This window comes from Winogradskyella helgolandensis (assembly GCF_013404085.1).
Taxonomy (GTDB): Bacteria; Bacteroidota; Bacteroidia; order Flavobacteriales; family Flavobacteriaceae; genus Winogradskyella; species Winogradskyella helgolandensis.
This window is the reverse complement of sequence record NZ_JABFHO010000001.1, coordinates 1,179,534-1,194,200: the sequence shown is the minus strand read 5'-3', so window position 1 is coordinate 1,194,200 and position 14,667 is coordinate 1,179,534. Positions and strand designations below refer to the sequence as shown.

The window sequence follows — 14,667 nt, the reverse complement described above, 5'->3', positions numbered from 1 at the left end:
TTACTGATTTAATATATAATTATGTTATACTTTTTTTGTCATTGGTTTTACTTTTGGAATAAATATCCAAACACTAGCAACTGTTAATAGCGCTAAAGTTGCACCTATTATAAAAGCTGGTGTATAATTTCCACCGCTAGTTAACCAAGGTACTAAATAGGTTAAACCTGCCGCTGTAAGTTTAGCTGCCATACCTGAAAAGCCAGCCAAAGACCCTACTGTTTTCCCACTAAAAAGATCACTCGGTAACGTTTGTACATTCCCAATAGCTGTTTGAAAACCGAATAAAATAATGGCCATCAATATTACCGCAGTTGTTGCTCCTGGATTTTGCATATCTGATATACTTATATCTATAGCCCCAAGACCATTCAAAAAGTCAATAACTGCTGTTTCAATACCTAGGGGATTAGACATTGCTAATAATGCTGGCAACATTACTAAACAACCAAGAGTAATTACCATTTTACGTGTTTTATCAACGTTCCATCCTTTTTTAAGTTTACTTCGCGCTAAAATACCACCATAATAAGCACCTACCATTGCACCAGCATAAGGAACCCAGCCATATAATGCCATTGACTTAACGTCCATAGCAAAAACTTCATTTAGATAAATTGGTATCCAGAAAACGAACAGCCACCAAATTGGGTCAATCGCCGCTGACGCTAATATAACACCCCAACTTTGTTTATGACCGAGTAATTCAGCAGTATTAGGGTTGTATTCTTGATCTGGTACTCCATCTCCATCAAAATCCTCGTTTTTTTGGCCTGTTAAAATATATTCACGTTCTTCCTCGGTAATCCAAGGGTGATCTTTAGGTGCTGATTTCACTAAAACCCACCATGGAATTAACCAAAGTAAACCCGCTAAACCTATGAGAATGAATATCGTTTTCCAACTAAAATATATTGATAAAGTTGCAATTAACGGTATGGAAATAATACCACCAATTGCTGCTCCTGAATTAAAAATACCTTGGGCCAGAGCACGCTCTTTGGTGGGAAACCATTCCGCATTTCCTTTAGTTGCTCCTGGCCAGTTTCCTGCTTCTGAGACTCCTAATATGGCGCGGAATATTCCAAAACTTAAAATACCATTAGCAAAAGCATGTAATGCCGTAGCAACAGACCAAACACCTATTGAGAGTACAAATCCCATTCGGGTACCTACCCAATCGAAAATCTTTCCAAATATCGCTTGTCCAAATGCATAAGAAAAAACGAATATGATCGAAATTAATGCATAAATAGCTTTTGTTTCATCTGCCGTGTGTCCTGGATATAAATCATTTGCAATTTCTGGCCAAAGAACGCTTAGTGACGTACGATCTATATAATTAATAATCGTCGCAATCGCTATTAACGCCACTACCCACCAGCGTAAGCCTTTAATTTTTCTACTTTTTTGCATAATTTACTTCATTTTAAACATTGTAACAATACTGATACAACTCACTAAAGTGATCTTTCATTTTTTGCTTTGCTAGTTGAGGATTTTGTTGCTCAATAGCATTATATATCGCTTCATGCTCTTCTATTCCTTGTAATGCTAAACCTTTATCACAAACATGATGCGTTTCAAAATTTGTAATAATTTCTGGGGTTATCATTAACATAAATGTATTAATGGTAGCATTTTTACTAGCTTTAGCAATTGCCAGATGAAATAAAAGATCTTCTTCAACAGCCGGTTCTCCGTTGCTTACCTTCTTTGCATATGCCGTTAAAGCAGATTTCATATTCTCTAAATCCTCCTTTGTTCTTCTTGTTGAGGCTAATCTTACTGTTTTTAATTCTAAAAGAATTCTTGTTTCTACTAGGGCTTTAAAATCTTGATCTTCTAATCTTAGAATATCGTCAATCATTCCATTCATAGCAATAACACCAATATTAGCAACGAAAGTTCCGCTCTGTGGTCTAGATTTTAATAAACCATACAGCTCTAATTTTTGAATAGCATCCCTTATTACACTTCTAGATACATTAAACTTTTCGGATAACGTTCGCTCAGAGGGCAACTTATCACCAGGTTCAAGATTTTTTACATTGATTAATTCTCCAATATTAGAGATAATCTCATTTTGAATATTTGAACTGTCCGACTTCGTTTGTGTATCTAATTTCATATAAAAATTTGTAATAATGACTCTATTTTTTGCCCAAAAATAAGACAGTAATTGTTATTTCTAAATTTTCATCTTTAATTTATTATGATAAAAAAAGACAATAGACTATTCTAGTGCATCAATTTCAAAAGAATCAATATAAGCTTCATCTGAATCATTATAAAAGAATATGGCTAAAGCTGAATTGCCTCCTGAATTAAATATTAACGACCCACTAACCATAGCACCAACTCCTGAAACATCTTCGGTGTAAGTAATGCTACTAATTGTATTGTCTTCAAGCTGATCTATTGAATTCATTGCTTCAACCATTGCTACTGTGATACTACCATTACTGTCTGAATCTTGATCTCTAAATGCAAATTTAAATTTTAATTCATAAAGCTCATTAGGTGTAAATTCACCTATTAATTGATAACCAATTCTGTCTCCTGAAGTTGGTAATTTTGCACCATTCGATCCTTCATGATATCCATTTGAAGATGTAATTTGAATAACTCCTCCAAGGTCTGAGTTTCTCCATGGATCTCTACTATCGTTTCCATTATCAAAACCTGCTTCAAGAATTTCTGGAATTAACGTCGGTGGAATTATTGGTTCTACAACAATTATTTCTTCTGAATAAGCGTTAGAAACACCTAAATCATCAGTTGCTGTTAGTGTTACGGTATAAGTTCCTTCTCCTGGAAATGTATTAATTCCGTCTAAATCTGTTGAGCTATTACCATCACCATAGTTCCATAAGTACGTTGTTGCACTTCTAGATTCATTAGCAAACGTATAAGTCAAATAATCCGCAGTTACCGAAGCTGTAAATTCAGCTGATGGTGGTGTTAAGTCTTCTTGCGAATTAGCTTCTGGCAAATCGAAAGCTAACGCATCAATTGAAGGGTCACAAGATACCATTACAACACTAACTACAAGTAGTAAAGTGGTCATAAGCTTTTGTGAAACACATCTTTTTATTCTATTAATATTTTTCATTTTTAAATTTTTTTAATTAAAATTTCTAATAGTTTGGATTTTGAATCATTAAACCATCACTTATATTAACTTCATTTTGAGGTAAAGGCAGTAACAAATCTGATGATGTAAACCCGAATCCGTTAAGATCAGAATAAGCAGATAGTACTTCTTGTGCTTTACCTAAGCGAATTAAATCGAATAGTCTGTGATTTTCAAAAGCTAATTCCATACGTCTTTCTAATAATAAGTCATCCACCGTAATTTCTGAAACTGGATCCGTTAAACCTGCTCTGTTTCTAACTTCTTGAAAAGATGCTAAAGCAGCAGTTGCACTTGTTTGATCTGCACCAGCCATAATAGCTTCTACATGCAATAATAACACGTCAGCATAACGTAATACAATCCAATCATTTCCTGCTAATTCAGGGTTCGCACTAGATGTAAAATCAGCCGTTGGTGTATCTCCTCCGTTATCTCCATCAGGAAAATACTTAGCACATTGATATCTCACAGAGGTTAAATGAACAGGATCTTGTCTAAAAGAATATTGTGATCTATCACCTCCAAATTCGTTGAAATCATCAACCAAATCATATGTCGCGTAATTTAAACCACTAGAATTACCAACTCCATTCATCCATTGTGCTGAAAAGGTCTGACTATCATTAATACTTTCGTATCCAATTGCAAAAATGATTTCTGAATTTAACTCTGAGTAAAATACATCGTTAAAATCAACCAAACTATATTCAGCATCACCAATAATTTCTTCAAGCAATAATTGAGCTTGAACGTATTCTGGCTCTTCTAAGGTAAGATAAACTTTTGCTAATAAGCCTTGCGCTGCAGCTTTTGAAGCTCTAGTTTTATACGTATTATCTAATCCTAAAACAGCAGTTTGCAAATCGCTAACGATTAAATCATAAACTAAGTTTGTATCAACTCTAATAAATTGAGTGTCTTTTTCTAAAGGTGATAGCACATGATCCACTAATGGAATATCGCCAAATAATCTTACCAAGTTAAAATAGGCATAGGCTCTAATAAATTTCGCTTCTGCTTCTATAGCAGACGTATCATCATCTACATTTCCTAAATTTTCTAAAACAACATTAGCTCTAAAAATAACCTGATAAAAACTAGAGTAATAATTTGCTACAAGACCATTGGTTGCGAGTACATCAAATGATTCAAATTGCCCTGAGTCAGAAAAATCATCTGGATCTGCAATTTTAGTTGCTGTATTTCCACTTCGCATCTCTGTAATATAAAACTCATATTGCACACCGTGATTTTCATCCTTATCATAACTACCATCTCCTTGTATAGCATCATATGCTCCCATTAGAGCACTTTCTAATTCATCTACAGTTGTATAATAATTTTCTGATGTTATTGCAGAGCTTGGTGCTGGCTCTAGAAAATCGCTACACGAAGTTGCTATAACTCCTATTAATAGAATCTGTATATATTTTTTAAATTTCATAATATAGTGTATTAAGCAATTAATTTTTTAAAAATCTACGTCTAACCCAAATGATATGGTTCTATATATTGGAGATCCACCTCTTTGGTATCCGTATTGCGTTGGACTTGTTTTATCTAAAGCTTCAGGATTCCAGCCAGTATAACCATCTGCAGTTTTATACAATAAATTCTGACCTGATGCATATACTCTTAATTTAGAAAGTCCTAATTCAGTTACTAAATTCTCAGGAAAACTGTAGCCAATATTAATATTTCTTAATGCGATATAAGACGCATCTTGTATAACACTGTTTGTAAAATACTTATCTACCAAGAAATCAGTATTGTAACTATCTGGAACAACATCAGAAATCAACGTTCTGTTATTATTATGACTAAATAAATAGTGGTCACCAATGTTTCTTACTTCTGCACCATGCGATCCTTGGAACATAATTGAAAAATCTAAGTTTCCAATTTTAAAATCATTAGTAAAACTCCAAATTAATTCTGGGTAAGGATTACCTAAAATAGTTTTATCTTCTTCATCTAATACACCATCACCATTTAAATCCTTTACTTGTACCAATCCAAATTGATTACCAACATGTCTGTAAGGTCTGTCTCTATATTCAATAGGCACTTCTGCTTCTACAACATAACCGTAAAAAGATGATATTGGTTGCCCTTCTTGGTTAATCCATTCTGCTGGTCTCGTAGGATCTATACTTGTAATTTGCCCATCTGAATCTGCAAAATCAACTAAGGTGTTTTCATTGGTTGTCGCAATAATGGTAGACTGCCATGAGAAATTTCTTTTATTTATGTTTCTTGTTCTTAACTCAAACTCAAAACCTTCGTTTTTTACTTCACCTAAATTAACTAAGGCACTGTTAAAACCTGTAGTAGATGACACTGGGTTATTCAATAATAATTGATCACTTGTTCTTTGATACCAATCTACAGAACCTGTAATTTTATTATTTAAAAATCCAAAATCAACACCAGGATTAATCTCAACTAATCGCTCCCATTTTAATTCAGGGTTAGCTAGATTTAAAGGAGAATAACCTGTTGTTATCGTTCCATCTACAACATAAGACGTCAAATCTAATAATGACAAATGCGGATAATAATCTTGTAAAACGTTATCTGAACTTAATACAGACGTACTACCCTGAGCATCTGGATCTACACTTCCCGTGTTTAAACGGTCGTTACCTGTAACACCATAACTTGCACGCAATTTAAGTGTTGAAATAACATTGCTATCTCTTAAAAAGTTTTCATCAGCTACATTCCACCCTAAAGATGCTGCAGCAAAATTACCGTATTTGAAATCTGATCCAAAGATTGAACTACCATCTCTACGCATACTGAATGACAACAAGTACTTATCATCGTAAGCATAATTTAATCTTGAGATATATGAAATACCTCTTTTCTGCCATTCCATACCAAATGTTTCTTCAGCAACAATAGTAGTTGCCCCTGAAATTTGCTGTACAATATCATTCTCATAACCTATACCTTTAATCGTAGAGAAGAAATAATCTCTCGTCTCAATAGAATTACCTAAAGTGACACCCAATTCATGTTTGCCAAAACTGATATCGTAGTTAATAAAATTATCAAAAATATAATATTGTTCCTTTTGGTTGGTTTCAACCATATAAGCATCAGTAGGTTGTTCTCTAGCCAATGTACCCATATAATCCGTTCTTTTAGTATCTTGAATAGACCCAGATAAAGTCGTCGTATAAGTTAAACCTTTTGCCATTTTATATTTACCATATACACTACCAAACATCTTGAATTTTTTATCCACTCTATTTCGTTCAGTAACTCGAGCATAAGGGTTTTGGTTTGTACTATTACCGATATTAAAAAGCTCTTCGTCAAATACACCATCACCATTAAAATCAAATAATGTAAAGTGATTTTGTCTAACGTAATCTCCTACTTCAACAGGAAATGCAACAGGATCTACTAATTGCAGTGTATACTCATCGTGGTATATAGGCAACCAAGGTTGATGTCTTGCAACGTTATGAACAGATTCTGAAAACCGTACTCTATCAGTATAAGAAGGACTCAAGTTGACTCCAATAGAGACCTTATCATTTATTTTATTATCTAGCTTTAATCTTGCTCCGTATTTTGTGTAGTTGTCACCTAACAATACACCTTCATCATCAGAATAGTTTAAACTCGCTGAAAACTTAGTGCTTTTATTACCTCCTCTAAACGAAAGTGCATGACTTGTTATAGAACCTCCATCAAAAAACACATCTTGCCAAGAACGGTCTGTACCAGTTTGTAATTGTGCTTGGGTATAAATAGATATTTCACCATTATCTTTCATTTGTTGGTCTGCCCAACTTTGTGTTGTATAACCATAAGCATCACTTTTTCTAGCTTCTTTAAAACCGGTATATGTACTATAGGTAATTCTTGTTTTACCTTCTATACCAGATTTCATAGTAATCATAATGATACCATTTGAACCTTTTGAACCATAAATTGCAGCAGATGCAGCATCTTTAAGTATTTCAAAAGACTCAACATCATTCATATTTAAAGACCCTAAAAAGTCTGGATCCACAATAACACCATCTACAACAATTAAAGGAGTAGAATCACCTGCCATTGAACCTACACCACGAATCGTAATTGTAGGTGCAGCTCCTGCTTCACCATCTGTAGCTTGTATATTTACACCTGAAACTTGCCCAACTAAAGCATCATCTACCCTAGAAACAGCTATTTGTCCTAAATCATCATTTACTACCTTTGATATAGAACCTGTAGTATGACTTTTCTTTTGAGTACCATAACCGATTACTACAATTTCATCTAATAAACTAGCGTCCTCAGCTAAACTCACATTAATTGTAGTGGCATCACCAACGGTAACAAGTTGTGTCGCAAAACCTAAATAGGAAAATTGTAAGACATCCCCTTTACTTACCTGAATTTGATAGTTTCCATCAAAATCCGTTGTGGTTCCTTTGGTGGTATTTACAATAATAATATTTACACCAGGGACCGCCATACCATCTGTTGTAGAAACTACTTGACCTTTAACATTTACGACCTCTTGCGCATTTAAAGAAAAGCACATTAGGACAAAAATAATCAAGGTTGATTTGATTTTTAATTTCATAATGAATAGTTAGTTGTTACTTATTTGATTGTTATTTAGTTCATTTTTAAAACCTTAGAGGTAAATTCACACGTTGCAATTTCGGTTTACACTATCTAAAATTACACAAAAAAAATTGGTTTACCAATCTGGTTTACCAAATATATGTAAAATTTTGTTAATTACAACGTTTTCGAAGTTATATATGTTAAAAGAGACGCTCTTTATGTTAAAACAGCAAACATAAACTTAGTGTGAAAAATTGTGATACTACGCTACACCTCAACAAAGCATAGCGTAGTAATTTTACCACTTATGCTTCTTTATCTCCAAAATAAGAGACTCCGCCTCCAGTTAAGAAATCTTCTCTTACAGGACTAAATGTGTCAATTAATTCTCCTTCTTCTAAACAAACTGCACTATGTAATAGATTCGGTTCAATATACACACCATCACCTGCTTCTACGATTTGCTTTACTCCATCAATTTCGAATTCAAACTTTCCTGAAACACAAAAGGTTGCTTGCGTATGAAAATGTTGATGTGGTGAACCCAATGCTCCTTCTTCAAATTTTACTCTCACCATCATAATTTGGTTATCGTAGCCTAGGAATTTTCTGGACACTCCACCTCCAAGAACTTCCCATTCCATATCTTTTGTGATGATATACTTTTCGCTAAATCTTTTCATAATTTTTAATTTTAATTGGTTATTTAAAATAATAAGAACCCGTCCATTGGTAATTATTATCATTTATATTTAATGTATGTTTTGCCTCTTTTAAAGCGTTAGTATTTGCCGTAATAAATAGTTTTGTTTTCCCACTTACTGTTGTAATTGAAACCGCTGTATAATCTTTTGTATCTAAAACAACTTTTAAGTCCTCAATATTACTATTAGAATTAAAAGCAGATTCTGTAACAGGACTATAACTACCATGAGCTTCTATCGTAGAAACAAAAGTTGTGTTCATCGCATTTTTTCGCCTCAATAATAATGCAGCTTCGCGTCGTAAATTAAAATCCGGGTCATTGGCGCCAATTCTAGTAAATAGTAAATCATCATTGGTATTAGTAACCGTAGTTAAAGAGTAAAACTTACCTTTATTTAACCAAGACAACTTAGAGTTTTCACTTGCTGCTTTACCAGAACCTTCAACATATAAATGTTGATATCCATTTTTATTACCCAACACTTTTAATGTTTCAGGTGTGTTATAGTCAAAATTTGTTTGCAAGACTTGACCCATAAAGTAATAAGGAAAATCATATTGATTTGCTTTATTGGAAGTAATCTTCATAATATCTAGCATATATGGTTTTTCAAAATCTTCATCTTTTATGATGGCCATAGTCCGAAGCATTTCGGTTCCTGGATAAGCGTTTTTTTCAATGGCGCTTGCCACTTGTACTTTTTCATGCTCTGAAGAAAAATAATTTAGATCTGAATGGTGTAAACTTCCAACCTCATATTTACCTCCAAAATGAGACGTTTCATTCTGAGTCACCGTATTATGAGCGATAGTTTGTTTTGCCCAAGAATTATTTTCTTTTAAATAATTCCCACCACCTTTTTGCTCAATATTTACAAAACGTGCTAAACCGTAATCTTGAATAATTTCTTCCCCATTATCATATAAAGAATAGGACAATTTATCGTAATGTCCGTGGCTAGATCCTTGAGCTGCGTACTTAAAAACGAGTTCTAAATCTTCACTTCTCAAGATACCTACTCCTCCTTGTGTTCCATCTGGTCCATCAGACAAATTAATAGATTTTTTTTCAAAAGGTTTTTCTTCACCATTTTTAATTCCAAGGGCTACCGCTAAACCAGAATCATCTAACAAAACTTTATCTTGTAGCTTAGCTATAGATAACAATCCTGGATCTTGATTTCCATAATGATAAGAAACATCAACCGCTGTAACTAAGGCATCGGTATAATATGACATTCCTTTTTGCCCATCGTTAAGCGGAAAAAAGTCGCCATCAGCATCAGATAAATTTAAAAGAGCGTTAATAGATTTTAAAAGCACTCCTTCTTTATAATCAAAAATCTTTAATTCTGGTTTTACATTGTGTAAGCCTTCTGCAAATATTAAAAAAGGATACATAGCATAACGCTGATAATACGGCCCTTCATTATAATAACCATCTGGCGAAAAAGGCTCTTCTATATTGGCTAAAAAACCAGCTTTACCATCTTTATTTAAAAACCCACCATCATCATCTTTAGCGTTTTTATCTAAATTCACACCTTTAATTCCATATAAAGCACGATCTATTAGTTCCTGATCATCCATTACTAAACCAATCATACCTACCGCTGCATTTCCCCAAGTACTATGATTGTGAACGCGTTGATAAAACTGCGGACTATCTACCGAAATATGATCTGCAAATGGTCTAAAAAGGTTTGTTTCTAGTTTGTTACGTTCTTCTTCCGTTAAATAATTATAGATACAATCATAAGCCTGACTTACATATACTAACCAATTTGAATCATTTAAACATTGCCAAAATAATTTTCCTCTAGCATAAGACCTAGTTTTAGGATGTAAAGGCAATGTTTTATACATTTCTTCATACTGCATTAGCATGTCCTTTACATATTTGGCATATTTTTCATCATCTAATATTTGAAACAACACACCCGCTTTTTGCATTACAAACCAATTCTGTTTGTGTCTAGAATGCGTATAACCACCAGAATAATCTAGCGGAATTGGAACCTCTATTCCTAAAGCAATTTCGGCATCAACTTCTTCTTTTACTTTTTCTAAGGTATTATCAAAAATTGGAATGTTACCTAGTTGTGCTCTTATATCTTTTACACCTTGCGCTGTGAGAATTAATTTGGGATGCGCTTCATTTGAGCTCGTTTCATTGCCTTTATTTGCATCAAATGCGTTTTCTTCTTTACAAGAAAACGCACTGACTACAATTGCGACTAAAGCAAATTTAATTATGAAGTTTTTAATTAATTCCATAGTTATGTTTTAAAAATTTTTTCAATATTTTTATTATCCCTTCCTATTCTATCAAGGCCTAATTCAGTAAGTTGCAAATTTCTATTTACCGATAGAAAACGATCAGCAGCATTTAAATATCCAAACGTTTCATTAAATTCTGATATGTTTTTCACCAACAATACTCTAGGCTTTACAATTAGAAAAGAGACTTTATGAAGCACAAAAACAATGTCTGATAAAAAACTGAAGAATAGATTGTTTTTCATATAATCATAAATTGGTTTACCAGATTGGTTTACCAAATATATGTTTATTACCTATGCCATCAAAGTATAAACACGAAAAAATAGTGAATTTAATATAGAATAGAGGTAATTTACTTGTGAAAAGTATGGAATTTTAACAGACGTAAAGCTAGTAAAGACTACTAAATTTAGAGCTTTTACTTAGCTTGGAGGATAACAGAGTAAAATTTTAGAAGCACTTTTAGACTTAAAGGCGATTTCTGATATAGCTGCTGAAATAAATATTTCATCTCCTTGCGCGTATTCGTAATCCATGCCGTTACAAGTTAAAATGCCCTCGCCCGAATAGATAACAGCAACATAAAAACATGCGTTACCTTTTATTGTATAATTTCCATCTAAGCTTAATTCATTTAAACCAAAACAATCTGTATGCTTTTTGTTGAATAATGTTTTTAAAGTGAACGTATCGGAACGATCTAATACTTCTGGATTAATTTTCCATTCCTTTAAAGCGTCTTCTAAGGCATAGGTATCATAATGAAAACAATCTAACATTACGTCTTCACCTACTCCTTGATGAATTAATTCTGGTCCAATTTTTAAACCCGCAGGTGTTGTTTTTTCCACGCGCATGGTATAATCGGTCGGCTCTTGAACCTCCATTAAAAAACAACCAGCACCTATGGCATGAGGTACTCCTCCATAAATCATAAAAGCATCTCCTGCCTTAACTTCTATTTGATGCAAGCAATCTAGCATGCCCTCAATGTTTTGAGTTTCAAAATGCGATTTCCAAATCTCCTTAGTGACGTGTTCTTTAAACCCCATGTAAACAACTGGTTTTTCCCCATCAATTTCACGTGTGTTTAATACGTACCACGATTCGGTTTTCCCAAATTCAGAATTCAATATTGATTTAGCGTATTTTTTATCTGGATGTACTTGAATTGTTAAACGCTCCATGGAATCGAGCATCTTAATTAGAACTCCTGTTGTTCCATATTTTTGCGCGAGTTCTTTCCCTAAATACAATTCCGGATTAGAATTAATTAATTCTTTTAAAGAAAAATTTCCATCATTAGTTGCAATTATAGAGAGACCTTCGTTTTCAGGCCTGCCATTGCCACGTGCAATTATGGTAGACATTATCCACTGTTCTGGCATTTGACCATCTACTTCTAGATTTGACTTCTTCCATCTGTCAATTAAAGCTCCTCCTTCGTATGTTCTCCAAACTCTATTTGGAAGTTGCTTTAAAGGTGTATAGGCGAATTTTTGTAAGTGCTTGTTCATAATCTTAGAAATGGATACGATGTTTTACAATTGTAATGATAACTAATATAGTTTAGTTTCCTAAGTCCTTTATTTAAAAAACTCAGCAAAACCCGTTATTGAAACATATAACATATAGCAATTAAAAACAAAAGTTGCTCCTAACGCAATATTCATCCATATACTGGTTTTGTATGTTTTCATAAGTTCTGATTTGTTTAATAATATAATAAGAAATAAGGTTATTAAGGGCATTACGAATGGACTAAATGCTTGAGAAGCTATTAAAATCCAAACTGGCTTTCCGCCTAAAACCGGAACAATTAAACCTGATAATGCCACCAAAACTACAATTAGCTTAAATAATGGTTTTTTCATATTACGAGGTTTGCCCGAGTAATCCGCTATTAACCATGGAAATAATAAAAGGTTTGGAAAAATGGAAGATAATCCAGCTCCAATAATTCCCAATGTAAATAAGCTTAATGCAAAATCTCCTGCCCAAGGACCAAGTGCACTCATCATGTCTGTAGCGTCATCTACTTTTGTACTGCTAAAATAAAGCGTTCCGGTTGCGCTAATCATTATAGCTAGACTAATTAAAAAAGTAAGAACCATAGCAGATTTTGCGTCTTTATTCTCTTTTTTTAAATCATTAATACCCCAATTTTCTTCTTGAACCAAAATACTTCGTGAAGCCAGCGCTACTCCCGCCATTGTTGTACCAACGATTCCAGCAATGATAAGACCTGTATTATCTCCTGTAGGTAGTTCTGGAAAAAAATCTAGTATTGATTTTCCCGATTCTTTCAAGACCATAATACTTGTAAAAAGAAATGAAAGCGCCATAAAGCCAACCATAACACTCATTGCTTTTATAAAATTACCGTGTTTACCCGTCCAAAAAAGACCAATTAAAAGCGCTGTAAAAAAGACAGCAATTATAGGTTTGTTTAAAAATGAAATAGAGGTTTTTACAGAAATCCATTCCATAGTGACTTCGGCTACAACACCCATCACTCCTATAACCGATGAAACAATAGAAATTACTAGTGCTGTAATAATAAAAATAGTGATTGGATTTCCGAATGTCTTTTTAAAATTAAACATTAACGTATGTCCAGAAACAATCGTTAATTTACTTATTGAAACAAGAAGGAAATACGTAAAAAAACACGATAACAATAATGCCCAAGCTAAACTTAGCCCAAACTTAGCTCCAGAAACAACCATAGAGGTTACACTTCCGGTTCCAACAACATAGCCTATAATAAAAAAAGCTGGCCCAAAATCTTTAAGCTTTTTTTTTATTGTATCTAAAAAAGAAAGATTCTTTGCCATAATTATTAGTGTATTAATTTATTCGGCGGGAGGTGTTGCTTCGCTTAAGGTTGCTTCTTTAAACCAAACTTCGGTATAACTTCCGTTAGCATATTGTTTGACTATATCTCCATCGTAGGTTTCTGCACCTGTACTCCAAACCATATTGTCTTCAGGTTTTTTTCCGTTGGCTTGATTATATGCACCTTGTTTAAAGTACTGCATTTCTCCAGCATACGCATTTTCACGCTCAACACCATCGCGACCTATGGATGCATATAACGTCCGGATTTGTTGTGGAATATCTTCTTTGGTTGCAAAATCTGATTTCAATAAGCTTTTGGTAAATGTTTTAGTGTCGTGACCTTCACTTGCAAACGTAAGATACATGATACCTTTATAAACATTAACTTCATAACTGAATTCTTCCCCTAATGCTATGCCATCTAGTGGTTCTTCTGGATAGGTATCTGGACTTGTACCAATAACAGAATAATCATCTCCCCAAACTGCGGTTGCGTAATCCCATCTTCCGGAATTATCCCCTTTTGTGTTAATTTCATAATTCCAAAAAACAGAGCCTTTAGTGTGTCCTGGGAATTTTTTATAAAAGATTTTTAGTGGCTCATTTTCATGACCATCATCACTATGAATTTGACCAACCACCACAGAATATGATGCTGCAACTCTTGCATCACCCGACGTAGAAACATGTTCCACTTTTAAAATCCCTGTTAATTTGCCTCCAACTTCTGGGATCCAATATTCTTTTTGGCCTAATTCTGTTCTTGTATTGCTTGATGTACGCGACGTAATTCCTGAGTTTGGTGTTTTATACACTACCCAATCCGTATCACTTTCATTTTCAACATAGAAAAAATTTTCCTTCTCATAATTGACGAGCTCTTTTATACTTGTGCCGTCTCCTAAAAGAATTTTCCAATCATCCATAAACGGAATAACATCGCTTGGATATTTAGCTGTTTTTTCCTTTACTGAAACTACGCCTTCAACAGGTTCAGAAGGTGTTTCTGCATTGTTTTTACAAGCTACTATGACTAAAAATGACATTAATGTTAGTGCAAACTTCTTCATTATGTATATTTTATATCTGCGTACCAATCTTGAAATTTCTGCCTTACTGAA

The 14,667-nt window shown here is 33.7% G+C and carries 11 protein-coding genes; all 11 read right to left on the bottom strand.

From position 1 onward, the window contains the following. Nucleotides 1-24 precede the first annotated feature (24 nt). Nucleotides 25-1,416, bottom strand: a complete 1,392-nt coding sequence (locus tag HM992_RS04885; protein WP_179318915.1) for an MFS transporter — start codon at nt 1,414-1,416, stop codon at nt 25-27. Between the two features lie 13 nt (nt 1,417-1,429). After that, a complete protein-coding gene (locus HM992_RS04880) occupies nt 1,430-2,131 on the bottom strand; it encodes a FadR/GntR family transcriptional regulator (protein WP_178986127.1) in 702 nt (233 codons plus the stop codon). A 105-nt stretch (nt 2,132-2,236) separates the two neighbouring features. Then, nucleotides 2,237-3,115 carry a PKD domain-containing protein gene (locus tag HM992_RS04875; protein ID WP_179318914.1) on the bottom strand — a complete coding sequence of 293 codons (879 nt, stop codon included), beginning with the start codon at nt 3,113-3,115 and terminating at the stop codon, nt 2,237-2,239. Nucleotides 3,116-3,140: 25 nt separating this feature from the next. Further along, nucleotides 3,141-4,583, bottom strand: a complete 1,443-nt coding sequence (locus HM992_RS04870) for a RagB/SusD family nutrient uptake outer membrane protein (RefSeq protein WP_178986128.1) — start codon at nt 4,581-4,583, stop codon at nt 3,141-3,143. A gap of 27 nt (nt 4,584-4,610) precedes the next feature. After that, nucleotides 4,611-7,730 carry a SusC/RagA family TonB-linked outer membrane protein gene (locus HM992_RS04865; protein WP_178986129.1) on the bottom strand — a complete coding sequence of 1,040 codons (3,120 nt, stop codon included), beginning with the start codon at nt 7,728-7,730 and terminating at the stop codon, nt 4,611-4,613. Nucleotides 7,731-8,022: 292 nt separating this feature from the next. Then, nucleotides 8,023-8,400: a cupin domain-containing protein gene (locus HM992_RS04860; protein ID WP_179318913.1), complete on the bottom strand. Its 378-nt coding sequence runs from the start codon at nt 8,398-8,400 to the stop codon at nt 8,023-8,025. A gap of 19 nt (nt 8,401-8,419) precedes the next feature. After that, nucleotides 8,420-10,699 (bottom strand): alginate lyase family protein, encoded by a 2,280-nt coding sequence (locus tag HM992_RS04855; RefSeq protein WP_179318912.1) that lies wholly within the window; start codon nt 10,697-10,699, stop codon nt 8,420-8,422. Between the two features lie 2 nt (nt 10,700-10,701). Then, the gene (locus HM992_RS04850) at nt 10,702-10,947 is read right to left on the bottom strand and encodes a hypothetical protein (protein ID WP_179318911.1); all 246 of its coding nucleotides are present in this window, start codon (nt 10,945-10,947) and stop codon (nt 10,702-10,704) included. A gap of 180 nt (nt 10,948-11,127) precedes the next feature. Next, nucleotides 11,128-12,222: a type I phosphomannose isomerase catalytic subunit gene (locus HM992_RS04845; protein ID WP_179318910.1), complete on the bottom strand. Its 1,095-nt coding sequence runs from the start codon at nt 12,220-12,222 to the stop codon at nt 11,128-11,130. Nucleotides 12,223-12,291: 69 nt separating this feature from the next. Beyond that, on the bottom strand, nt 12,292-13,542 hold the full coding sequence (locus HM992_RS04840; protein ID WP_179318909.1) for an NRAMP family divalent metal transporter: 1,251 nt from the start codon (nt 13,540-13,542) through the stop codon (nt 12,292-12,294). 18 nt (nt 13,543-13,560) lie between these two features. Then, nucleotides 13,561-14,616 carry a polysaccharide lyase family 7 protein gene (locus tag HM992_RS04835; RefSeq protein ID WP_179318908.1) on the bottom strand — a complete coding sequence of 352 codons (1,056 nt, stop codon included), beginning with the start codon at nt 14,614-14,616 and terminating at the stop codon, nt 13,561-13,563. Nucleotides 14,617-14,667: the final 51 nt, after the last annotated feature.